The organism is Christensenella tenuis (genome assembly GCF_014287795.1).
In the GTDB taxonomy this organism is placed as follows: Bacteria; Bacillota; Clostridia; order Christensenellales; family Christensenellaceae; genus Christensenella; species Christensenella tenuis.
In genome coordinates this window covers 66,340-89,839 of sequence record NZ_JACOON010000008.1, presented here as the reverse complement: position 1 = coordinate 89,839, position 23,500 = coordinate 66,340, and the positions used below count along the sequence as shown (strand labels likewise).

Below are 23,500 nucleotides of genomic sequence, written 5' to 3'. Positions count from 1 at the left end.
CAAGAAGGCACTCCCGGGCTAATTATTTTTTTGTATGAATGCCGCTACTTCGCCGCCGTCTTTGTAACCTTTCTCATATAATCTTAAAAATGCTTTCCGGTCTTTGGTGAAGGTATCCACACCGCAACCATCGGAAGGCGCAACAAGAAGCGCGCGTCCCTGCTGGGCAAGTTCCTTGAGTTCCTTGATAGAACGGTTATATGCTTCATGGCGATGCGCGAGCTTTTGTACAATTTCCGGATATTTTTTTAACATCCAGCCAAGGAGACGCATATTCTTTTGCTTAGGCTTTACATAATCTTTATGCCGTGTAATTAACACGATGATTTTATCACAACCGTCGTCAAAAGCTTTTTGATAGGGGATCGGCTCGGCGACGCCGCCGTCATAATAAAGCCTGCCGTTTACCGGATACGGCTTACATGCCGCCGGGATCGCGCAGGATGCCTTCAGGACGTCATAACTATCCTGTGCAATATCGCTGCGGGTAAAATAGTGTGCCCTTCCTGTTTGCGCATCCGTTGCCACGATGAAAAAGGGGCAGGAAGTTCTGGAGAAGGCCTCGTAATCAAGAGGATTTTCTCCGCCGCGGTTTGTGAGCGTAGTATAAATATAATCGAGATTCAGGTAATTCCGATCCTTAAGCCAGTTGGCGACGCTCATATATTCCCTGCGGAAGGTATAATCCGCAAAGAAAGTAAGCGTCCGTCCGCGTTGGCCTGCCAGATAGGTAATCATATTGGCGGCCCCGGCGGATACGCCAATTCCATAATCAATTTTTGTGTGTTCATCCAGCATACGGTCGTAAATACCCGCGGTATAGACACCGCGCATTCCGCCTCCGCCGTCGATCAAGCCAATCATATTTTTGCCTCCGGAAATTATCATAACAGAACGGGAAAAAATATGTCAAGGCCAGCGCTGCAGCCGAACTGCTTTTCCTGCCTATGACGGTGCCCTACCGCAGTATACCAAAACAAAGCGGGAGGGCCCAGGGAAAATTATTTTTTTCACACTCATGGAGAAAGCTGCTTGATTCGCCCGGCAACTTCGAATCCATGGAATACAATATATAAATATGGAGGATTCGGTTATGGAAACACAAAAAGGCCACTGCATATTTGGAACGGTTAAAATCGGGGAGCGGGGATAAATCATCGATAATAAACGCTGCCGCAGTTATAATATGCGTATGCCTACTGGCACAGTATATCAAGGAAGCGAGGGCGCGAAAATGTCGAGAAACTATAAAAAAGAATTGGAATGGCAAAAGGAAAATACGGGCGACTCAGCGCCTTTGCAGAACGACGAGTTAAAGGAGCATCTTAAGGGATAGGATATGACTTACGCAGACCGGCTCCGGGGAAAAATAAAAGAGACAATAGGCCGCTCTAAATAAGGTCGGTCTTTTCTGAGAATGATCCTAGAACATCTATGAATGGATGGCTCTACTATTTATAAATCGTGTATGGAAAAGATAAAACCCGCTTAAATAGCGGGTTTGTTTGGTGTTTGGTGGAGCATACCGGATTCGAACCGGTGACCCCCACACTGCCAGTGTGGTGCGCTAGCCAGCTGCGCTAATGCCCCGTACGCGCATTATTATATCATACAAATTTTCACTTGTAAATCTGTTTTATAGAGGATGAGAAATGGAAATAATTGTCTTTTGGGAGGGGAAACGGGTATATTATTTATCAAAAGGAATTCATACATAATTTATTCATACAGCTTCGTTCATATGAGTTTGTGATATAATAAAAACGGCAATCAATTACAGGCGGGAAAAGCAATGGGAAGTTTTGTACAGGTAAAAGACGTATATAAAAGATACCGGATGGGTGAAGTGACGATTACTGCGTCGGATGGGGTTTCTTTCGAAATAGAAAAAGGAGAGTTTGCCGTTATTGTCGGCTCTTCCGGAGCGGGAAAAACAACGGTTCTCAATATTCTTGGCGGGATGGACCAATGCGATGAAGGAACCATTCTTGTGGATGGCTGCGAGATCAGCCGCTATTCGCCGAAGGAGCTGACGGAATACAGGCGGTTTGATATCGGATTCGTATTCCAGTTTTACAATCTCGTACAAAACCTGACGGCAAAGGAAAATGTAGAACTTGCGACGCAGATATGCCGCGAGCCAAAGGATGCGGAAACAGCCCTGCGGGAGGTAGGGCTTGCAGACCGTATGGACAATTTCCCGGCGCAGCTTTCGGGTGGAGAGCAGCAGCGCGTCTCAATTGCACGCGCCCTTGCGAAGAATCCCAAGCTGCTGCTGTGCGACGAGCCAACGGGCGCGCTTGATTCCGAAACGGGAAAAACGATCTTAAAACTTTTGCAGGATACGTGCAGGCGGGATCATATGACGGTTGTGGTCATTACGCATAACCATGCGATTACGCCGATGGCGGATAGGGTCATTACGCTTAAAAACAGTAAAGTTGTGGATGTGAAGCTGAACGGCCACCCGACCCCGGTGGAAGAAATAGAGTGGTAGGCATATGAAGTCGAAACTAGTCAAAGAAACGCTGTGCGAAATATGGCGAAGCCGCAACCGTTTTTTTTCCATATTGGGTATTGTTGCGCTCGGCGTCGGCTTTTTTGCCGGGGTCAAAGCGAGCTGCCCGGATATGAAGCTTACAATGGAGCGTTACTACGAGGATACAGCCCTTGCCGACGTACATCTTGTTTCGACCTATGGTTTTAACGACAATGACCTTGCCGCAATCCGCAAAGATTATGATATTCGGGCGATGATGCCCGCCTATTCCACAGACGCGTTTGTAGACGTGGGGAACCGGGCCGATACGATCGTAAAAGTACTTTCGCTTGATTCGGAAAACCTGAACAATCCGGGCACGCTCAATAAACCCGTCCTGCAGGAAGGCCGTCTGCCCGAAAAAGCGGGCGAATGCGTTGTGGAAAAAAATATTCACTCTCCCGAAGAATTCCAAATCGGAAACACGATAAAGCTCATTGCCGGAAAAGAAGACGAAGAGATCGAAGACACCCTCGCGCAGGATATCTTTACTATTGTAGGGATCGTGGAATCGCCGCAGTATATTTCCTTTGACCGCGGCAAGACGCAGATTGGCGACGGAGAAATCGATACTTTCATAATGATCCCTGAAGGGGACTTTAAACTCGACGTATATACCGATGTCTACCTGACGCTTGGTTCGGCGCAGGGACTTTCGCCTTTTGAGCAGCCGTATCGGGACGAAGTGGAGCAGGCTGTCAAACGGTTCGAGCAGACCGCAGAGACCCGGGAACAGGAGCGCTACGATGAAATCGTAAGCGAAGCACAGGAGAAGATCGGGAATGCAAAGAAGGAACTTGCGGACGGCGAGCAAAAACAAACCGCAGAGCTTGCGGGCGCGCGGCAGAAGCTCGATGCCGCGCAGGCGGAGTTTTTGACCGGACGCGCCGAACTTGACCAGAACAGGAATGAATACGATATGCAGATCGCCGCCGCGCAGGAGAAGCTTAATGCCGCGCGGCAAAAACTCGAGGACGGGCAGGCACAGTATGAAGCTGGGCTTGCAGAGTATGAAGACGGCATGCGGCGATATGAAGACGGATTGCAGGAATATACCCAGAGCCTCGCCGATTTTGAGGACCAAAAAGCCGCCGCGCTGAAAGAACTGCACAGTCTTGAGCAGCAGCGTGATATCCTGAAAAAACAAGTTGGGGACGGGCAAGAGCAGATCAGCGAAGGCAGGAGTCTTACTGCCGGGATCTCCAATGTGGCAGCCGCTTATGAAAATGATTCGGCAGCGGATCTTTCGCAGCTACCGCCGGATGTTGCAGCTGTGATCGACGGGGCGGGAACACTCGATGCTATGATCCCACCGGGTACGTTACCAGCCGGGACTACGGTAAAGGAAATGCTGGAACAATATGTACTCACGCCGCCGGACAGCCCGATGAAAGGAATCCTGAAGTCAGGCATTTATCAGGTTGTGGATGGCGTAAATAGTTACCTTGATACGCAGGAACAGCAGCTTGTGCCCGCAAAAGAGGGACTTGCTAAACTCGAGCAAGGTATTTCAGACGGATATGCGCAGCTTGACGATGCGCAGCAGAAGCTAGACGAAGCAAGGCAGACGCTTGACGCCACGAGAGTGCAGCTTGACGATGCGCAGCAGGAGCTTGACACGGCAAAGGCACAGCTTGCATCGGGAACGGCGGAACTTGCTGCGGGGCGGGCAGAGTTTGCGGCTCAAAAAAAGACGGGGAGCCAAGCGCTTGCCGACGCGGAAGCGCAGCTTGCGGACGGACAGGCGGCGCTTGATCAGGCGCGCGCGGACTACGATGAGGGAAAGCGCGAATCGGACGAAAAACTGGCAGACGCCCGCCGGGAGATTGCCGATGCGGAAGCGCAGCTTGCGGATGTGCAAAAACCGGTCTGGTATGTATGGGACAGGGACGATAATCCCGGTTATTCCAGCTATCAGGACGATGCGGAGAAAGTCGACGCGGTCGCGCAGGTGTTCCCGGTATTTTTTATCCTTGTGGCGGCGCTCGTATGCCTGACGACAATGACACGCATGGTGGAGGAACAGCGCACACAGATCGGTACACTGAAGGCGCTTGGCTATACAAACCGCGCGATCATGGCAAAATACCTCTGGTACGCGATTGCGGCGAGCCTTATTGGCAGCATTGCAGGCCTGGCGGTTGGTTTTACCTTGTTTCCGACGACAATTATCCATGCTTACCAACTCCGCTACTTCATGCCCGAACCGATTACGCCGTTCCGCTGGGACTACGCTGTTTGGTGTACGGTAGCAGCGGTTTTGGTGACAGGAATTTCAGCGTGGGCCGCAGGATATGCGGAGCTTAAAGAGCAGCCCGCACAGCTGATGCGGCCCAAGGCGCCGCCTTCCGGGAAGCGGGTATTGCTTGAAAAATGGACGTGGTTGTGGAATAAATTGAATTTCACACAGAAAGTAACCGCACGCAACCTATTCCGGTATAAAAAACGCGTATTGATGACCGTTGTGGGCATTGCGGGCTGTACGGCGCTGATGTTGACCGGCTTCGGCCTCCAGTATTCCGTGGGAGCCATCGTTCCCAAACAGTTTGGTGAAATTTTTATCTATGACGCAATGGGCGCGATGAACAGCAACATCACGCCGGAAGAGACCGGGACCGTGCGGCAGAAGCTCGCGGAAACGCCGGGGATTGCGGAGGATATGATGTTGCTCTATCAGGGGATGGACGCCGGCACCGGCAAAAATAAAGCGAGCGTGACCGCGTTTGTGCCGGAGGATCCAGATGGACTCGGGGACTACATAACGCTGCGCACAAGGGAAGGGCACACTCCGCTTTCACTTTCGGACGACGGCGCGGTGGTGAACGAGAAACTGGCCAAGCTTTTGGGGCTTAAGGAAGGAAGCGCATTTACTCTTGAAACTACGGATGGCACTGAGGCGGAAGTGCGCGTTTCCGGTATTACGGAAAATTATGCGATGAACTATGTGTATATGTCGCCTGCATATTACCGGCAGATTTTTGGTGCGGAACCTGTGGTAAACACTTTCCTGTTCAATACGGAAGACAGCGCGGATTTAAGCCGCCTTTCCGAGACGATCCTCGGGTATGACAATATTCAGGGAATCTCTTATGCAGAGAGCTCAGTGACCCAGTTTTCCGATATTGCAGACAGCCTTGGAAGCATTGTACTTGTGCTGATTATGTCGGCGGGGCTGCTTGCGTTTATCGTGATGTATAACCTCGTGAACATCAACGTGACGGAGCGTATCCGTGAACTTGCGACCATCAAGGTGCTTGGCTTTTACGATAAGGAAGTGTCGGCTTATATTTACCGTGAAAACAATATTTCAGCAGTGATCGGCATGCTGGCCGGGCTTGTTGGGGGTATATTCCTCGAGAAATTCGTCATCCAGACGGCGGAAGTGGATATCGTGATGTTTGCGCCGGAAATTCCGTGGACGGCATTTTTGTACGCGGGTGCGCTTACGATGGCCTTCACTTTCATTGTGAACTTCGTATTGCATTTCAAGCTGAAAAAAATTAATATGGTGGAATCTATGAAATCAATTGAGTAAAGCCTGCGGGAAGGCGAAGTTGACTTATATGAAAAGTTTGGTATAATAGTATTGTGCACGTGAACAATTATGAAAGGCAATCAAAGATGACCTCATACGAAATTGCGAAACTGGCGGGTGTATCGCGCGCAACCGTTTATCGCGTCTTAAATCATAAACCGAATGTGAAGGATGAAGTACGCTTGAAAGTCCAAGCTGTAATCGATGAATACGGTTATCGGCCGAATGTCGCCGGAAAGGCCCTTGTAAAGCAGCGGAGGCAGGGAGTGATCGGCGTATTGCTGCCAAAAATTGAAAGCGATTTTTATATGCAGGTTCGCGAAGGAATCGATACTGCGGCCGCGGAATACGAAGGAATGGGATTTGAAGTAGGCTGTCTGGAAATGAGCGGACTGACGGCGGAAGATGAACTTTCCGCAATTGCCGAAATGAAGAAAAGGCGTGCGGATGGAATCGTTTTGGTTGGTGTGGACGATGAAAAGGTAAAAGATGCGCTAAGGAATTTCCCTGGCCCGGTGGTTACGTTGTTGTCCGATATCCGTGGAACCGAACGAATCTGTTTTGTTGGAAATGAACTGGTAAAAAGCGGGAGAACGGCAGGGCAGCTTATGGCGATGTTGCTGCGTCCATCTGCGAAAATTGGCATTATCGCCACAGGGCTCGGCTTGCAGGCGCACCGGGACCGGATCGAAGGATTTCGTGGATATGCGGCGGAAAATGGGCTTGAGGTCTTTGGTATTTATGAAAATGGGGATGATGACGAAAAAACATATGCAGCCGGAAAGCGGATTTTAGAGGAACGGCCGGATGGAATTTATATGACAACAGGGCTTGGGACGGACGGCTTGGAACGCGCACTGCGGGAATGCAATCAGCAAGGGAAGGTACGCGTGATATTAAGCGATATGGGGACGTCCTCGGTCCGTATGCTGGTTCAGGGAAGTGCGGATTTTATAATTTGCCAGGAGCCGTACCGCGAAGGATATTTGGCTTTGAAGCTGTTGCTGGATTATTTGGTGAAAGGGGAAATGCCAGCGCAAAAGGAATATCTTACAAAAATTGAAATTATTACCAGCGAGAGCATATAAGAAAAATTTTTAAACAAAATTGTGCACGTGCACAATTTTGAAAATAAAAAGAAACGGGGAGAAAAATCATGATGACTTCAAGGGAAAGGTTTCGTCTGGCGCTCGAACATAAGGAAGCGGACCGGGTGCCGATCGACGTAGGGGGAGATATGCACAACGGAGTGCATGATGTGGCGTATCGGAATTTGCTCGAATTCCTTGGGGAACGGGACGAGATCTGTTACTATGACCGGATTCAACATTTGGCTGCGCTTAAGGAATCCGTATATGAACGCTTGCATTCAGATACGCGCTACCTTTTTGCAAATGCACCGGAGGGATTTGAAATCAGAGTAGAGCAGGATTCCTCCTGGCACGATGAATGGGGTGTGAAACGGATCAATGCAGGCCTGTATGATGAGGCCGTAGAAGCGCCGCTCGCAGAATGCACGATGGAAAAAATAAAAAAATACCGGATTCCGGACGCCGCGGATCCTTCACGTTTTTCCGGACTGCGTGAAAAGGCGCAAAACCTGTATGATACGACGGATTACGCGGTTATTGGGGGAAATGCGGCCTCATTGTTTTACCTGCCCTCGGAAATCGTAGGATATCAGGAATTTATGGAAAAAATTGCCCTTGAAACAAAGATGATGGAAGCGTTGATCGACCGGATATTGGAATGGCAGATCGACTTTTTTGGGGGATATCTTGACGCCATTGGGGAATTTATTGAAATGATATGGATGGGGGATGACTGGGGGACGCAGATTGCTCCGCTGATGAGTCCGGGAATGTTCCGGGATATCTTTGTGAAGCGCTACCGGGAATTTACTGCTTTTGTAAAAAAACGTGCGAATGTAAAGGTTGCGCTTCATTCGTGCGGCGCAGTCTATTGGGCACTCGAGGCGTTTGCAGAAGCCGGGATCGACGTTGTGCATCCTGTGCAGGGAGATGCGGAGGGGCTCCGGGATCCTTATTTGTTGAAGAAAGAATTTGGAAATGCCTTGGTTTTTTATTCGAACCTGCGGAACCAGACTGTGCTGCCGTACGGAACCGTGGAAGAAGTGGAACGCGACGTCAAACTGAAAATTGACGCGCTTGCGCCGGGCGGTGGATATATTATGTCGGGCGGGCACAATATACAGGCGGATGTGCCGCCGGAAAATATTCTGGCTATGATCGATACGACCTTGAAATATGGCGCTTATCCAATCAAAGGCGGACCAAAAAAGCTTTGATTCGGGCATTCTTTTTAGATAGGAAGAGATTTTCTTGACAAACGGATGGAACAGAGGTAACATAACCGTATTGCTGAAAGTAGTTGCGAATGCAACTACTTTTTTGCGGACAAGGGAAAGGAACAATGGGCGTGGATAAAAAATATATGCCGACCATTATGGTCATTCTGGTTGGAACATTCGTCGGCTCGCTTACGCAGACGCTCCTTACATCCGCGTTGCCGCGTATTGTTGCCGAACTTGAAGTATCGGTCGGCCTAGGGCAATGGTTCACGACAATTTATCTTCTCGTCATTGGAATCATGGTACCGACCACGTCTTTTTTGATTGGGAAATTTTCTACGCGCCAATTGTTTTATACCTGTATGTCGCTTTTTTTTGCGGGCTCCCTGCTCGCCCTTTTTTCCGGGAATTTTATGATACTGCTTATGGGGCGGGTTTTGCAGGCGATGGGTACGGGAATCTTGTTTCCGCTTTTAAATGTTATTGTGCTCGAACTGGCGCCGCTTCACCGCCGTGGGTTTGCCATGGGAATTGTGGGGCTTGCAGTCAGCTTTGCTCCCGCGATTGCGCCCACCCTGTCCGGATGGCTGAATGATACTTACGGATGGCAAAGCATTTTCCTGCTGTTGTCCGTGTTCTCCGGGGCAATTTTACTGTGCTCCGTATTTCTGTTGAAAAATGTAAACCGGGAGGAAGCATCCGGGACGCTCGATAAAACGTCGATCCTTCTTTCTTCGTGCGGGTTTGGCGGGCTGCTGCTTGCATTCACGAGCCTTTCGGACTATGGATTGGTTCATCTGCTCGTGATCGTACCGCTGGCGGTGGGAATCCTGTCTCTCGTTTTTTTTGTGCGGCGGCAGCTTCGGATCAAAAATCCGCTGCTGGACGTGCGTATTTTTAAAAACCGGGATTTTGCCGTAGGAACCGCGCTCATCTCCCTTTACTATTTTGCGTTCCTCGGAATGGGGATTGTGCTGCCTATTTATATCCAGAGTTATCTGGGAAGGACGGCTTTTGTTTCTGGGCTGACTTTGCTGCCCGGCGCATTTCTGATGGCAATAACCAGCCCAATTTCAGGCTGGATGCTTGACCGGCTGGGAGCGCGGGCAACGCTGATTATTGGCTCAGCGTTCCTGACCGGAGGAACGCTGCTGCTTGTGATGACAAACGCGAGTACGCCAATGGGAGTGCTGGTGGCAGATTACTGTGTACGCTGTATCGGCCTTGGATTCCTGATTATGCCGACGACCACATGGAGCGTAGATTCCCTGGATTTGAAAAAAATACCAGACGGTGTAGCGGTTAACAACACCATGCGGCAGGTAATGGGAGCCATCGGTTCGGCCCTGATGGTGACGGTAATGTCGGCTGCGATTGCAGGTTCGGATTTTGATTCGCCAACCCGCGCGGGTGTTTATGGAGTACATATGTCTTTCCTGTTCTCTGCAATATTATGCGCGGCGGCGCTCATTCTGGCGGTGATCTTTGTACGCGGAACAAAAAAAGAAACGTTCAAAAAGGACCGGCGGCGGACCAGACATGGAGGGACAAACGGCAGGCTGTTTGTTTGATATAACCGTTCCATGGGGACGAAAGAAAACCGGCTGGAGTTATATGGCCTATTGGAAAAATACGAACGTATTATCCCATGGACGGGAAAACGCGGCTGTGGGAGCCGCCGAAGCTTTTTTAGAGGCGGATTGGCACAAGGAAGAAAGAGGTGCCCCGCGTCTTTTTTTGTTTGTGGAAATACCGATAAATTAATCATTTTTCCTGCGAAATATGGTATAATATAAGTTACTCATTTTTGGGAAAATGGAGGCATTATGGACAGATTCGAACTGCATTCACGGTACGCTCCGGCGGGCGACCAGCCCCAGGCCATTGACGAACTGGTGCGCGGAGTGGAAGAAAATAAACGGGCGCAGGTACTTCTCGGAGTGACGGGCAGCGGGAAAACGTTTACCATGGCGAATGTGATCGCACGTACACAGCGCCCGGCGCTGATCCTCGCACATAACAAGACTCTGGCAGCGCAGCTTTGCAGCGAGTTCAAAGAATTTTTCCCAAACAATGCGGTGGAATTCTTTGTCTCCTACTATGATTACTACCAGCCGGAAGCATATATTCCGGGACGTGACCTCTATATTGAAAAGGATGCGAGCATCAATGATGAAATCGATAAGATGCGCCACTCGGCAACCTCGTCTCTTCTGGAGCGCAGGGATGTCATCGTAGTGGCGAGCGTTTCCTGTATTTATTCCATCGGCGCGCCGGAAGATTACGGCAATCTTGCAGTTGCCCTTCGGGAGGGTATGGAATATTCGCGCGAGGTACTCCTCGATAAACTTGTTTCCATCAACTATACGAGAAACGATACGGATATGATGCGCGGGACCTTCCGGGTACGCGGGGAGGTTGTGGAAATCTTTCCGGCGGGACAGAGTGAAAAAGCGGTCCGCGTGGAATATTTTGGGGATGAGATCGAGCAGATTTCGGAGATCGACGCGCTGACGGGCAAAAAGCTGAGTATCGAGAAATATGTTATCATTTTTCCGGCATCGCATTATGCGATGGACCACGAAAAGGTACTGGCCCATTTGCCGGACATCAGGCGCGATCTTTTAAAACAGGTGGAACTGTTCCAAGGGCAGGGCAAGCTGCTCGAAGCCGAACGGATTCAGCAGCGCACAATGTATGACATTGAAATGCTCAAAGAGCTGGGATATTGTTCGGGAATTGAAAATTATTCGCGGTATTTTGACGGGCGTTCGCCCGGTCAACCGCCATATACGCTGATGGATTATTTTCCGGATGATTACCTGCTGTTTGTGGATGAATCCCATGTGACGCTTCCGCAAGTGCGGGCGATGTACAACGGCGACCGCGCACGCAAACAGATGCTGGTGGATTATGGGTTTCGCCTGCCATCTGCCTTCGACAACCGTCCGCTTCAGTTTGACGAGTTTAACGAACGTGTACACCAGGCGGTGTATGTCTCCGCGACGCCCGCTGAATATGAGCGCGACCTGGCCGGCGGCGCTGTGGTGGAACAGATCGTCCGTCCAACGGGGCTTCTTGACCCAGCAATTGAGATCCGCAAAACAGAGGGACAGCTTGACGACCTTTTAGGGGAGATCGGGGAAATTACCGCGCGCGGCAGGCGCGTACTCGTAACGACGCTGACCAAGCGGCTTGCAGAGCGGCTTACGGAGTATTATACGGAGATGGGGATCCGCGTGAAGTACATGCATTCGGATATAGATACGCTGGAGCGCATTGAGATTGTGCGTGGCCTGCGCCTTGGAGAATTTGACGTGCTGGTGGGCATCAACCTGTTGCGCGAAGGACTCGATATTCCGGAAGTGGAGCTTGTTGCTATCCTCGATGCGGATAAGGAAGGATTTCTGCGGAACGAGACATCCCTCATACAGACGATTGGCCGCGCGGCACGGAATGCGGAAGGGCGCGTCATTTTGTATGCGGATACGATCACCCGATCGATCAAGGCCGCTGTGACGGAGACCGAGCGCCGCCGTGCACTGCAAAGAAAATATAACGAAGAACATGGAATTACGCCTACGACGATTTCAAAAGAGGTCAGCGAAGCGCTGGCAATCTCACAAAAGGCGGAAGAAGAGGATCTTGCAAAACTGCCGAAGGGCGAACGCAATATGCGCATTGACCTGCTGACACAGCAGATGAAGCAGGCTGCCGCAGAGCTTGAATTTGAAGTTGCGGCAAAACTGCGTGATATGATCGAAGAACTGAAAAAGTAACGCGAAGGGTGCACGGGAGGATTTATGCGCGATATTCGAAGGCTTGACGGCGGATGGCGCGGCAAAGCCTATTTGCGCAGATACCCTGCCCATGCAGCTCTTTGCCGTAATAAAAGAAAATTTAAAATTTGGACAACGAGGAGGAAGAATGGACTACTTACGCATCAAGGGCGCGCGCGAGCATAATTTGAAAAACATTGATATTATGCTTCCGCGCGACAAATTCATTGTAATTACCGGGCTTTCCGGAAGCGGGAAATCATCGCTCGCGTTTGATACGATCTATGCGGAAGGCCAGCGAAGATATGTGGAATCGCTGTCTTCGTATGCGAGGCAATTCCTGGGACAAATGGAAAAGCCGGATGTAGACCTCATTGAAGGGCTGTCACCCGCAATTTCCATCGATCAAAAAACCACGGCGCGAAACCCGCGTTCCACTGTTGGGACGGTGACGGAAATACATGATTACCTGAGGCTTCTTTACGCGCGGGCGGGCGAGGTGTATTGCACGAAGTGCGGCAAGAAGATTTCGCGGCAGACGGTTGACCAGATGGTAGACCGGGTAATGAAGAACCCTGAAGGAACGAAACTCATGATCCTCGCCCCTGTGATCCGTGCCAAGAAGGGCGAACATAAAAAGGTGCTCGAAGGCCTTGCAAAGGAAGGCTATGTGCGCGCGGTGGTAGATGGGGAAACGGTCGAACTGGATGCGGAAATCAAGCTTGAGAAGCAGAAGAAGCATTCTATTTCTGCGGTAGTGGACCGCATTATCGTAAAACCGGAGAGTGCAAAGCGCGCCACGGACTCCATTGAAACAGCGCTGCGGATGGCGGACGGGCTTGTGATTATCCGAAATATGGAGACAGGCGAAGAGACGCTGATGAATGAAAATTTTGCCTGCGCAGACTGCGGCGTGAGCATTGAGGAGCTTTCCCCGCGGATGTTTTCCTTTAACAGTCCGTTCGGGGCATGTCCGGAATGCACGGGCCTTGGCATGCTGCTCAAAATCGATCCGGACCTTATTGTGCCGGATAAAACAAAGACATTGCGCGAGGGGGCGGTAAAAGCTTCAGGATGGAATTTCGGTACGGTTGGAACGATTGCCAAAAATTATCTCGACGCGATGATGAAGCGTTATAAATTTGATATGGATACACCTTATGAGGAACTGACGGATGAGGTGAAGCATGCGCTCTTGTATGGCACAAATGGAGAAAAGCTGCGCGTGGAATATGACGGCATGGGTGGCTCGGGCCACTATAACGCCGCCTTTGAAGGAATTATCCCCAACCTTGAACGGCGCTATGCGGAGACGACCTCGGAATACATGAAGGGCGAAATCGAGAGCTATATGGTAGAGACGCCGTGCCCAGTATGTCATGGCCAGCGCTACAAACCGGAGACGCTCGCCGTAAAGATCGGCGACAAAAACATTGCGGAGCTTTCGGATATGTCGATTCGTGCGGCGCGGGACTACGTGAATACCGTGAAGCTTGACAACAAGCAGAAAATGATTGCTGAGCGGGTATTGAAGGAGCTTAACGCGCGGTTTGACTTTCTTATTAACGTAGGGCTCGATTACCTTACGCTTTCCCGCGCGGCGGGAACGCTTTCCGGTGGGGAGGCGCAGCGCATCCGTTTGGCGACGCAGATTGGCAGCGGCCTTATGGGTGTGTTGTATATACTTGATGAGCCAAGCATCGGTTTGCACCAGAAGGACAACGATAAATTGCTGGCGACACTGAAAGGGCTTCGTGATCTTGGAAACACGCTGATTGTGGTGGAGCATGACGAAGAAACGATGCTTAACGCAGACCATATTGTAGACATCGGGCCGGGAGCGGGCGCGCACGGCGGCAAGGTGGTTGCAGAAGGAACGCCAAAGCAGATTATGGCGAATAAAAAGAGCATTACCGGACAATACCTGTCTGGTAAAAAGCTGATTCGCATTCCGGCGAAACTCAGGAAACCGAAGAAGTGGATCACCGTACGCGGCGCAAAAGAAAACAATCTGAAAAACATCGACGTTTCTTTTCCGACGGGTGTAATTACTGCGGTAACGGGCGTATCAGGCAGTGGAAAGTCCTCGCTTGTAAATCATATCCTCAAAAAGGCGGCGATGCAGAAATTTTACCATTCCAAGGACCGGCCGGGCGAATACGACCGCATCGACGGGCTGGAGTATGTGGACAAGATTGTGGATATTGACCAGTCGCCCATCGGACGGACGCCGCGTTCCAATCCGGCGACATATACCGGCTTGTTCGACATGATCCGCGATATTTTTGCCATGACGCAGGATGCGAAAGCGCGCGGCTACCAGAAAGGCCGCTTTTCCTTCAATGTCAAAGGCGGGCGGTGCGAAGCATGCCGCGGAGACGGCATCATCAAGATCGAAATGCACTTCCTGCCGGATGTATACGTACCGTGCGAGGTATGCAAGGGCCAGCGCTACAACCGCGAGACGCTCGAGGTGCGCTATAAAGGCAAAAATATTTTTGAAGTGCTGGACATGACAGTAGAAGAGGCGCATAAGTTCTTTGAGAACATTCCGCGTATTGAAAGCAAGCTGAAAGTACTGCTGGACGTGGGGCTTTCCTATATCAAACTTGGCCAGCCATCCACGACTCTTTCAGGCGGCGAGGCGCAGCGTGTGAAACTCGCTACGCACCTTGCCAAGAAACAGACTGGAAATACGCTTTTTATCCTTGACGAACCGACGACGGGCCTGCACATGGACGATGTGAAGCGTCTCGTGAAAGTGCTGAACCGCCTTGCGGATAAGGGGAATACAGTGGTGGTCATTGAGCACAACCTGGATGTGATCAAGAGTGCGGATTACATCATTGATATGGGACCGGACGGCGGCGACAAAGGCGGCACGGTGATCGCACAGGGCGTACCGAAAAAGGTAGCGGAAACGCCGGGGAGTTATACGGGAGAATATTTAAAGCGCATTTTTGATAATGCAACTCCCGAACACTATTTACAGCCGAAAAAGAAATAGGAATGAAAAACGCCGGCAGTATGAACTGACCCCCAAAAGTCAGACAAAAATGGATTAAGCGGATTGAAGGGGGTGGACGCGGAACTGAAGCGGGGCCATGTCCTTCAATTTTTGCTTGGGGACGGACGTTTTCAGTGGCGTGGGGCGGGGAAGCCCGCCTCCTTTCCATTTTAAACAATACAGAATCAACATCACTACCTCTTCTGCCATTTCATAGATGCCGTCAAAAGAACGTCCAATTACGATAGGACAAAAGAACTCCTGAAAACGGCCAATATAGAGGGTATACTCTTTTAGAACAATCTTATAACCAATCATGGCGGATCTTTAAACTATACCGTTATTGCTTCATATATACAATGGAACCATTAATAATTAAATTTGTCATTCGTTGCTAAATATCATTTTTGGTGATATAATTTAAATAATGAAAATGCGTATAATGGTTCAGCGTAAAATCAATTTGTTTGGTTTTACGCTTTTTCTATTTTAAGGAGGGAAAAATGGAATTTTATATGAAATTACCGCGCAGCAAAAAAGAATTTGCTATATTTTTGGGAATTGTCTCAATTATATCTGTAAATATTATAGCACCCTTGATTACCTGTTTTGAAGCAGGCTTCTATTTGTCTGTTTGGCAAGACGTTTTGACTGTACTGCCTTTTATTTGGATGAGCGTTATAGGCGCCGTATTGTTGACCTATATGCCCGCTGAAAAATTGACTTCGATAATCGTTTCTAAAAAAGACAGCTTTCATGCCCAGATCATAGTGAATACCTTATGTACGGTTTTTCTGATGTCGATTTTATTAACTATAATCGGAATATGGATCGGAACACGGTCAATTACATTAGAACCGATTCGGCTGTTCTTCTATAAATGGCCGCACAATTTTGCCATATCTTTATTCGTAGAACTGTGCATAGCCCAACCGGCCGCGCGTTTGGCGATCTTAAAGCTCCATTTGTGGAAGGACGCTAAAAAGGCGAAAGAGCGATAGCTTAAGATAGATGTGTAAACTAATTTTAAATTTAAGGTTTACAATAAAAACGGAATATGATATTCTGAGACGGTACAAAAAACCGGAGGTAGTTATAATGGTAACGACAGACAAACGGCGTATCACAACAAGGAATATGATTCTATGCGCGCTTTTTGCCGCTCTGATTGCGATCGGCGCTTTCATCAGGATCCCCATTCCTTATGTACCGATTACTTTTCAGGGCTTTTTCGTTTTGCTCGCAGGGTTTCTTTTGGGGCCCAAATATGGTGCGGTTTCAATGCTGATTTATATTGCCATCGGCCTTGCCGGGATTCCGATTTTCACGGAAGGCGGCGGGATTATGTATGTATTGAAGCCTACGTTTGGTTATCTCATTGGTTTTGCAGTATGCGCCTTTATAGTTGGAATGCGTACGCGAAAGCTGAAAAAACTGACAGTGGGAAATCTTTTTGCAACGGGCATGATTGGCATGATACCTGTATATCTGATCGGCGTACTGTATTTTTATTTTATTATGAACTACGCGCTTCAAACGCCAATTGGTATGTGGGCGGCAATTTGGTCTTGCATTGTGCTTGTCTTACCCGCCGATATTTTAAGGTGCTTGCTTGCATCATGGATTGCCAAACGAATGATTCCAGTGCTGAAAAGAAATGAGGCGGGACAATGAACATCCGGCAGCTTCAGGAAAAGGCTGTAAGGGGAGGGCTTTTGTCCAAGGGAGAGGCCTTGTTTCTCTCGAAATGTGAACTGGAGGAACTGCGGCGCGCAGCGGATGAAATCCGGCGTACAGCCTGTGGGAACAGATTTGATTTATGCTCAATTATCAATGGGAAAAGCGGAAGATGTCCGGAAGATTGTAAATTTTGCGCCCAATCCATACACTATAAAACCAAAACGGAGTTTTATGAACTTCTGGATGCGAAAGAAATTCTTACGGCTGCACGAAAAAATTGCGCGGGCGGCGTAAACCGCTTTTCCATCGTTACTTCCGGGAAACGGCTTACGGACGCGGAAATAGAGCAACTGTGCGGGATTTACCGGAAAATAAAGGAAGAATGCGGGCTTTCCCTGTGTGCATCCCACGGCCTGCTTACGCAAAAACAATTTGAGATGCTTCGGCAGGCAGGCGTATCGCGTTATCACAATAACCTCGAAACTTCGCGGGACTATTTTCCAAAAATATGCACGACGCACTCTTATGACGACAAAATTTCAACCATTCGTACGGCGCAGAATGCGGGCCTTACGGTATGCAGCGGTGGGATCATCGGCATGGGAGAAAGCATGGAAGACCGCATTGAGATGGCCCTCACACTTCGGGAGCTGGGAATACGTTCCGTTCCCCTGAACATCCTTAACCCCGTGGAGGGCACGCCGCTTGACGGCAATCCGGTATTGAGCGGCAAGGAGGCGGAGCGGACGGCGGCAGTGTTCCGTTTTTTGCTGCCAGAGGCGCAAATACGGCTTGCGGGAGGAAGGATTCACTTGAGAGACCGGGGCAGGCGCATGCTGCGCTCCGGCGTAAATGCGGCGATCACGGGAGATATGCTCACTACGGCGGGAATCACCAAAGAAAGCGATAGTCAAATGATACGGGAATGCGGTTTTGAAGCCGGGGTGTAGTTTAATACAGAATGAGGGGAAGGCTTCGCGGTTTGCAATCAGATACGAACGGATGGAGCCTTTTTTGTTTGCCTTTTCCCAATATGCAGGACCTGCGATTGGTTTTAGAAAATGAGATAGAAGTAAAAAAGATATCTTTGGAAACGCAAGAAAATCATCTTATGGCGCAAGATAAACGCTTTACGGATTTATGGTTTTCCCGTAGAATAGAGGTAGCTTCAATCAGGACAAAAGGAGAAACTATATATGGGGAAAAATATTGTAGTATTAACGGGCAGCCCGCGTAAGGGCGGAAACAGCGACCGGATGGCGGATGCTTTTATCAGAGGGGCGCAAGAAGCGGGGCATACTACCGTAAAAATTGAAACGGCCGCCTTGGACGTAAAAGGGTGCCGGGCATGCGACGGATGCTACCGGGGCAGCAGGGCATGTTTTTTTAACGATGATTTTAACAGCATTGCCCAGTCTGTATTGGAGGCGGATGCAGTGGTGGTGGCAACGCCGCTGTACTGGTTTTCTTTCCCGGCGCAGATTAAAAATGTAATCGACAAATTTTATGCATTTGTGGTTGGCGGAAAAGAGTTTAAAAATAAAGAATGCGCTCTCCTTACCTGCGGCGGGGATTCCGAAGAAAAAGCGTTTGACGGCCTTGTACGCAGCTATGAGCTGATTGCGGAATACCTGGGCTGGAAAGACCGGGGGAGGCTGGTTCTTACGGGCGTAAATGCAAAAGGAGACATCGAAAAAACAGATGGACTCGTACGCGCAGAAAAGATGGGCGCGGAGTTCTGAAGCAAGCGGCATAGCGGAGAGGCAAAATGGCACATACCTTTAAACGGACAATTCATGCCTGCTACAGGGGCTATATCGTACAGGCGGCAATTAACAACCTGGCGCCCCTTTTATTCGTTATTTTCCAACAGCAGTTTGATTTATCGCTTTCCATGATCGGGAACCTGATTTTTCTGAATTTTGGTACGCAGCTTGTCGTGGATGCGATCGCAGTAAAATTTGCAGACAAAATCGGCTACCGAAAGTGCATGGTAACGGCGCATATCCTTTGTACGGTTGGGTTGGTTGCCCTCGGGATCCTGCCGAACATCATGATGCCTTATGCCGGGCTGTGCCTTGCGGTGATTTTTTATGCAATCGGCGGGGGCCTGATCGAAGTGTTGATCAGCCCGATCGTAGATGCGGTGCCGGGGGATGACAAGGCATCCGCAATGAGCCTGCTGCATTCCTTTTATTGTTGGGGGCAGGTGTTGGTGGTGTTGCTTTCCACGGTATTCCTGCAGATATGCGGGCATGGTATGTGGATGATACTGCCCGTTTTATGGGCGGTGCTTCCGCTTGTGAATGGTCTCAGTTTCCTGAAGGTGCCAATCCCTACGCCTGCGGAAGGGCATGAAAAGATCCCGATTAAGAAATTACTTGCATCAAAAATATTCATGATTGCCATGATTATGATGTTGTGTGCGGGGGCTGCCGAATTATCTATGGCGCAATGGTCGTCCTTATTTGCGGAAAAGGCGCTGGGGGTTTCCAAGGTGATGGGCGATTTGCTTGGTCCATGCCTGTTTGCCGTATTTATGGGCGTCGGAAGAACTTTCTATGGACTGTGGGGAAAGAAAATCAATCTTACGGGTGCGCTTCTTGTATGCTCTATTTTATGCGTGGTATCTTATCTGCTTGCCTCATTGTCGAATATTCCTGCGTTTGCCTTGATGGGATGCTCACTCTGCGGCCTTGCGGTCAGCCTGCTTTGGCCGGGCATGCTCAGTTATTCTTCTGCCTGTTACCCAGGCGGGGGTACGGCGATGTTTGGTATCCTCGCAATCTGCGGAGACCTCGGATGTTCTATTGGACCGTGGATTACAGGATTCGTATCGGAAGGAGCGCAAAGTTCACCCGCGCTTGTTGCGCAGGCAGCGGCGGATGGATTTACACCGGAACAAATTGGCCTTAAAATTGGACTTTTATCCGCAGTGGTATTTCCAATGATCATCGCCGGTGGAATCCTGGCAATGAGACGGATAAGGACAAAGCAGGAAGTGCCGGGCAAAATGGGCGGGGAACAACAAGGTGCGTGATGAATACGTTGGAAATAAAAAAAGGGAGCGAAGCTTCCTTTTGTTTATAAGTTGATTATTTTGCGTTTTTACGCAGTACATACACGGCGGGATAAAGACCGCCCGCGGTGAAGGTCGCCCGCTTCAATATGTCGAACTTTCCGCATTCTTTAACGAGCTGCTCCGTTAGCTGCTTTTCATGTGTATATAGTACCGCCAGGCCTTCGTCTGTAAGGATATCGGGCAGGATCCGAAAATAAGCCTTATACAGCCGTTCGTTTTTGGAATGACTGCCCACACGCAATCCGAAAGGCATATTCGCAATGATTTCATCGTACTTTTTCGCCGTGAATTTCAGGCAGTCGATATAGTGGAACTGGGGATGAACGTGAGCATACCGGCTGTTTTCCTTAGCTGCCTCGACGGCCGTCATATTAATATCCGCTCCGGTCAGGGAATGATGCGGATAGAACCCACGTTCGTAAAGCATGGTACCGCTGCCGCAGAAATTATCCAGCACCCGCGCATCGGGATTGAAAAATTCGCTTGCATAGGCGCATACACTGGCAGCGACTCCGGGATTGATGCTGGCGGGGATCGCTTTTTTGCGGTAAGCGAAGCGTTCGTCTGTGAGTGGGTTCAGAAACACCTGCGCTTTGTCTCCATCCATTTCAATCATGATTTCGATGGAATAAGAGGAAGGCGTATTAATAAGCTCCTTCATTGCAGCAACACATTTCTTGATGATATCCAGCCGAACTTCATGTGTAACGCTCCGCACCTCGAGACGATACCCTGTCACGCCGGTACGCTGAATCACCGCGCGTTCGCGCTGCGCAAGAAATGTGGGAAGATCTCCGACAGAAGCGGAACCAAGATAAATATATGCGTCCGTATAAGTGCGAAGCTGATAAATGTCATAAAAATCATTCAGGCCGGAAACGGCAATATACCGTCCTAGTTTCTTGGGATTCAGTCCTGCCTGCGCACATTGGGCATAAGTAACATTGGGGTTGGGAGAAGCCAGCATTACGATATCCGTAGGAAGAATACGCACGCGCGCTTTTTTGCGAATAATAAAACCCGCAAGCGCTTTATCAAGGGCTGCCTTTTCCTCTTCGCGGTGTTTATCCAGATCACTCCTGAGTTGGTAAGAATCAAGGAAGCGTTTTGCCCGGTCGTTTTTTGCCCGGCCGATTGCCAGCAGGTAAGAAGGAAGGGCAAACATTGTTTGTTCATGCATAATCGCGTCAATGAGATCATCCAGATACTCATTCGCACAAGTATTGCCGATAATCTGGGCGGCGTGCATGCGTACTTTTGCATCCCCCGTGCGCAAAAACTTTAAAATGCCGTCGATATTGGCGCGTACAAAATCGGCCGCGCGGTTGTCCATATCGGCAATTACACGCAGGGCGGCACGCGTATTCGCTCCCTTAGCCTGATTGAACACAGTTTGAAGTTTTCCTTCTTTGATAATATAGGAAAGTCCTTCTTTGCGTTCAGTGGCAGGCATACTGTGATAATTTTCAATAAAATTCTGAATGTTCATTTTACTCCAATGCTCTCTAAAATAATATTGAGGACATTGTTCGTACCATCGGCTTCTGCGCTTTGCGTCATATTCAATACCAATTCTTCCCGGTGTGCCTCAAGATCACAAAGGGCTGTAAGCAAAGTGTCGCAATTCAAATTTTCCTGTTCCAGCACTTTTGCATAGCCTCGTTTCTGGAAATAGTTTGCGTTCAAAATTTGATCTCCGCGGCTTGCAGAAAGAGGCAACGGTACAAGGAGCGCAGGGAGCCGCAACGCAAGAAATTCAAAAATCGCATTGGCGCCCGAGCGCGAAAGCGCAAGATCGGCCGCCGCAAAGATATCGTTAAGACCATCTTCCACATATTCGAATTGCCGATAATCGGGCATAGCTTCCAATGCAGGATTCAATTTTCCTTTCCCGCGCAGGTGGACAATACTATACCGTTTGGTCAATCTATCAATTCCCGCGTCTACAGCATCGTTTATCGCCTGTGCACCTAAAGATCCTCCCATTATTAATAACACGGGTTTTGAGCCGCTAAACCCCAGTTTTTTTAGACCGGCAGCCCGTTCGCCGGTTAGAAGGTCGCTTCGGATTGGTGATCCGGTCAGGATCCCCTTTCCACCCGCAGACTCACGCGTATCAAAGGAAAGACAGATTTTCTGCGCTTTTTTTGTGCACAGACGGTTCGCAAGGCCGGGAGTATAATCGCTTTCATGCAGAATAACGGGAATTCCTATTTTTGCGGCAGCCCATGCGACGGGAACCGATACAAAGCCGCCCTTTGCAAACACGAGATCAGGACGAAGGTCGCGCAGGATTTTTTTTGCCTGCCCGTATCCCTTGATAATTTTAAAGATATCGCTGATATTTTTGGCGCTTGCATAGCGGCGCATCTTGCCTGCTTCGATTACGTGGTAGGGAATGCCATGTACGAGCGTATGCTCGATGCCGTCTTCCGTGCCGATATAATGTACTTCGATCCCATGCCCTTGAAGCCCGGGAATGAGGGCAAGGTTGGGCGTTACGTGCCCGGCGCTGCCGCCGCCTGTCAAAACGATTTTTTTACTCATAAAATACCTGCCTTGGAATAATAACCTTACCCATCATAGCATATTGGATAGTCGTGGGCAAGAGCGTGGTTATGGCATTTTGGGCAAAATAATATTCCGGGACTGGCATGGAAAGGAAAAAGATATGAAAAAATTGGATATAGATCAAAAATTTTATCCGATATACCGCAGTCAAAACCAAAGGCCTAAAAAAGAGCGGGCGAAACCGCTGCGGTAATATCGATTCCCTTTTCAACAAAGAGGGCGCGTTCCGTATCCGGCATGTGCCAATCGGTAATCACACGATAAATCTGTTGGAGAGGAACAATTTGAACAAGGGAATCGTTCCAGAATTTTGAATAATCTGCCAAGACATAATTTTGCTTGGATGATTGTATAATTGTACGCTTCAATTCCGCGTCACGCATATTGGGTGTAGTAAAGGAATGTTCCAAGGAAATATGTTCTACACCGATAAACCCCTTATCGAAAATAAGCTGGCGAATGATATCATTTGTAATATAACCGCTGCAAGCCCGAACATCAGGCCGGATCTCTCCGCCCACCATAATAACATTCAACTCAGGATTCACTTGTAATTCGCGTGCATGATCCAATGCATTTGTTGCAATCAGAAGATTTTGTTTATCACCCTGCGCGATCATTTTGGCAAGTTCTAAGGTGGTAGTTCCACTATCCAAATATACAGCGTCGCCATCTTCGATGTAGCCGTATGCAGCCTTAGCGATTGCAATTTTTTCAGCCAGGTTACGCGTTTCGCGCATTGGGTAAGAAAGTTCATTGGTCGCGCGGGTCAGCTTTGTCGCCCCGCCCCAGGTGCGCTGTAAAAGAGACTCGTTCTCCATGGCGATCAATAGTTTGCGAATAGAAACGTCAGACATTTGGAAACACTCGCTAAGCTCTGAAACCGTAACAGAGCCCTGTTTATCCAAAAGAGACAGAATATATTGTTTTCGTTTTTCGATGCTGAGCCGCTTTTTATTGCCATTTGTATGACTATCCATTTTTTAATTCCTATTT

At 49.2% G+C, this 23,500-nt stretch carries 16 protein-coding genes and 1 tRNA gene; 12 read left to right on the top strand and 5 right to left on the bottom strand.

The annotated features are described in order from the left end of the window. Positions 1–18 precede the first annotated feature (18 nt). Together H8S18_RS14175 and H8S18_RS14170 are read right to left on the bottom strand one after the other, a co-directional pair. On the bottom strand, positions 19–864 hold the full coding sequence (locus H8S18_RS14175) for a patatin-like phospholipase family protein (RefSeq protein WP_186858940.1): 846 nt from the start codon (positions 862–864) through the stop codon (positions 19–21). A gap of 649 nt (positions 865–1,513) precedes the next feature. Beyond that, positions 1,514–1,590 (bottom strand) — tRNA-Ala (locus tag H8S18_RS14170). Between the two features lie 202 nt (positions 1,591–1,792). Between H8S18_RS14170 and H8S18_RS14165 the strand changes: the two genes are divergently transcribed. From H8S18_RS14165 to H8S18_RS14110, 12 genes are all read left to right on the top strand, one after another. Further along, complete coding sequence (locus H8S18_RS14165; RefSeq protein WP_186858939.1) at positions 1,793–2,497, top strand: ABC transporter ATP-binding protein; 705 nt, start codon at positions 1,793–1,795, stop codon at positions 2,495–2,497. Between the two features lie 4 nt (positions 2,498–2,501). Next, positions 2,502–6,074 carry an FtsX-like permease family protein gene (locus H8S18_RS14160; protein ID WP_186858938.1) on the top strand — a complete coding sequence of 1,191 codons (3,573 nt, stop codon included), beginning with the start codon at positions 2,502–2,504 and terminating at the stop codon, positions 6,072–6,074. Positions 6,075–6,160: 86 nt separating this feature from the next. After that, on the top strand, positions 6,161–7,162 hold the full coding sequence (locus H8S18_RS14155) for a LacI family DNA-binding transcriptional regulator (protein ID WP_186858937.1): 1,002 nt from the start codon (positions 6,161–6,163) through the stop codon (positions 7,160–7,162). 68 nt (positions 7,163–7,230) lie between these two features. Then, the gene (locus H8S18_RS14150) at positions 7,231–8,382 is read left to right on the top strand and encodes a uroporphyrinogen decarboxylase family protein (protein WP_186858936.1); all 1,152 of its coding nucleotides are present in this window, start codon (positions 7,231–7,233) and stop codon (positions 8,380–8,382) included. 89 nt (positions 8,383–8,471) lie between these two features. Further along, positions 8,472–9,956, top strand: coding sequence for an MDR family MFS transporter (locus H8S18_RS14145; protein WP_186858935.1), 1,485 nt, complete (start codon positions 8,472–8,474; stop codon positions 9,954–9,956). A gap of 255 nt (positions 9,957–10,211) precedes the next feature. Continuing rightward, a complete protein-coding gene (gene uvrB / locus H8S18_RS14140; RefSeq protein ID WP_186858934.1) occupies positions 10,212–12,164 on the top strand; it encodes an excinuclease ABC subunit UvrB in 1,953 nt (650 codons plus the stop codon). A gap of 148 nt (positions 12,165–12,312) precedes the next feature. After that, the gene (uvrA, locus tag H8S18_RS14135; protein WP_186858933.1) at positions 12,313–15,171 is read left to right on the top strand and encodes an excinuclease ABC subunit UvrA; all 2,859 of its coding nucleotides are present in this window, start codon (positions 12,313–12,315) and stop codon (positions 15,169–15,171) included. A 503-nt stretch (positions 15,172–15,674) separates the two neighbouring features. After that, positions 15,675–16,172 carry a hypothetical protein gene (locus H8S18_RS14130; RefSeq protein ID WP_186858932.1) on the top strand — a complete coding sequence of 166 codons (498 nt, stop codon included), beginning with the start codon at positions 15,675–15,677 and terminating at the stop codon, positions 16,170–16,172. A gap of 97 nt (positions 16,173–16,269) precedes the next feature. After that, a complete protein-coding gene (locus H8S18_RS14125) occupies positions 16,270–16,845 on the top strand; it encodes a biotin transporter BioY (RefSeq protein ID WP_186858931.1) in 576 nt (191 codons plus the stop codon). Further along, complete coding sequence (gene bioB, locus H8S18_RS14120; RefSeq protein WP_186858930.1) at positions 16,842–17,801, top strand: biotin synthase BioB; 960 nt, start codon at positions 16,842–16,844, stop codon at positions 17,799–17,801. Before H8S18_RS14125 ends, bioB begins: the two co-directional genes overlap by 4 nt. A 246-nt stretch (positions 17,802–18,047) precedes the next feature. Beyond that, positions 18,048–18,593, top strand: a complete 546-nt coding sequence (locus H8S18_RS14115; protein ID WP_186858929.1) for a flavodoxin family protein — start codon at positions 18,048–18,050, stop codon at positions 18,591–18,593. 26 nt (positions 18,594–18,619) lie between these two features. Beyond that, on the top strand, positions 18,620–19,891 hold the full coding sequence (locus H8S18_RS14110) for an MFS transporter (RefSeq protein ID WP_186858928.1): 1,272 nt from the start codon (positions 18,620–18,622) through the stop codon (positions 19,889–19,891). Between the two features lie 55 nt (positions 19,892–19,946). On the opposite strand, the gene H8S18_RS14105 is transcribed toward H8S18_RS14110, so the two are convergent. The 3 genes from H8S18_RS14105 to H8S18_RS14095 form a co-directional block, all read right to left on the bottom strand. After that, the gene (locus tag H8S18_RS14105) at positions 19,947–21,422 is read right to left on the bottom strand and encodes a TRM11 family SAM-dependent methyltransferase (RefSeq protein ID WP_186858927.1); all 1,476 of its coding nucleotides are present in this window, start codon (positions 21,420–21,422) and stop codon (positions 19,947–19,949) included. Beyond that, positions 21,419–22,480 (bottom strand): undecaprenyldiphospho-muramoylpentapeptide beta-N-acetylglucosaminyltransferase, encoded by a 1,062-nt coding sequence (locus tag H8S18_RS14100; RefSeq protein ID WP_186858926.1) that lies wholly within the window; start codon positions 22,478–22,480, stop codon positions 21,419–21,421. The genes H8S18_RS14105 and H8S18_RS14100 overlap by 4 nt, the downstream gene beginning before the upstream one ends. Before the next feature lie 185 nt (positions 22,481–22,665). Beyond that, on the bottom strand, positions 22,666–23,484 hold the full coding sequence (locus H8S18_RS14095; protein WP_186858925.1) for a DeoR/GlpR family DNA-binding transcription regulator: 819 nt from the start codon (positions 23,482–23,484) through the stop codon (positions 22,666–22,668). Between the last annotated feature and the right edge of the window lie 16 nt (positions 23,485–23,500).

Excerpts from the sequence above, each read along its gene's own strand:
- uvrA (WP_186858933.1), top strand. The coding sequence starts at position 12,313 with ATGGACTACTTACGCATCAAGGGCGCGCGCGAGCATAATTTGAAAAAC.
- H8S18_RS14095 (WP_186858925.1), bottom strand. The coding sequence starts at position 23,484 with ATGGATAGTCATACAAATGGCAATAAAAAGCGGCTCAGCATCGAAAAA.
- H8S18_RS14165 (WP_186858939.1), top strand. The coding sequence starts at position 1,793 with ATGGGAAGTTTTGTACAGGTAAAAGACGTATATAAAAGATACCGGATG.
- H8S18_RS14105 (WP_186858927.1), bottom strand. The coding sequence starts at position 21,422 with ATGAACATTCAGAATTTTATTGAAAATTATCACAGTATGCCTGCCACT.
- H8S18_RS14130 (WP_186858932.1), top strand. The coding sequence starts at position 15,675 with ATGGAATTTTATATGAAATTACCGCGCAGCAAAAAAGAATTTGCTATA.
- H8S18_RS14110 (WP_186858928.1), top strand. The coding sequence starts at position 18,620 with ATGGCACATACCTTTAAACGGACAATTCATGCCTGCTACAGGGGCTAT.
- H8S18_RS14160 (WP_186858938.1), top strand. The coding sequence starts at position 2,502 with ATGAAGTCGAAACTAGTCAAAGAAACGCTGTGCGAAATATGGCGAAGC.
- H8S18_RS14155 (WP_186858937.1), top strand. The coding sequence starts at position 6,161 with ATGACCTCATACGAAATTGCGAAACTGGCGGGTGTATCGCGCGCAACC.
- H8S18_RS14115 (WP_186858929.1), top strand. The coding sequence starts at position 18,048 with ATGGGGAAAAATATTGTAGTATTAACGGGCAGCCCGCGTAAGGGCGGA.
- uvrB (WP_186858934.1), top strand. The coding sequence starts at position 10,212 with ATGGACAGATTCGAACTGCATTCACGGTACGCTCCGGCGGGCGACCAG.
- H8S18_RS14100 (WP_186858926.1), bottom strand. The coding sequence starts at position 22,480 with ATGAGTAAAAAAATCGTTTTGACAGGCGGCGGCAGCGCCGGGCACGTA.
- H8S18_RS14175 (WP_186858940.1), bottom strand. The coding sequence starts at position 864 with ATGATTGGCTTGATCGACGGCGGAGGCGGAATGCGCGGTGTCTATACC.
- H8S18_RS14145 (WP_186858935.1), top strand. The coding sequence starts at position 8,472 with ATGCAACTACTTTTTTGCGGACAAGGGAAAGGAACAATGGGCGTGGAT.
- bioB (WP_186858930.1), top strand. The coding sequence starts at position 16,842 with ATGAACATCCGGCAGCTTCAGGAAAAGGCTGTAAGGGGAGGGCTTTTG.
- H8S18_RS14125 (WP_186858931.1), top strand. The coding sequence starts at position 16,270 with ATGGTAACGACAGACAAACGGCGTATCACAACAAGGAATATGATTCTA.
- H8S18_RS14150 (WP_186858936.1), top strand. The coding sequence starts at position 7,231 with ATGATGACTTCAAGGGAAAGGTTTCGTCTGGCGCTCGAACATAAGGAA.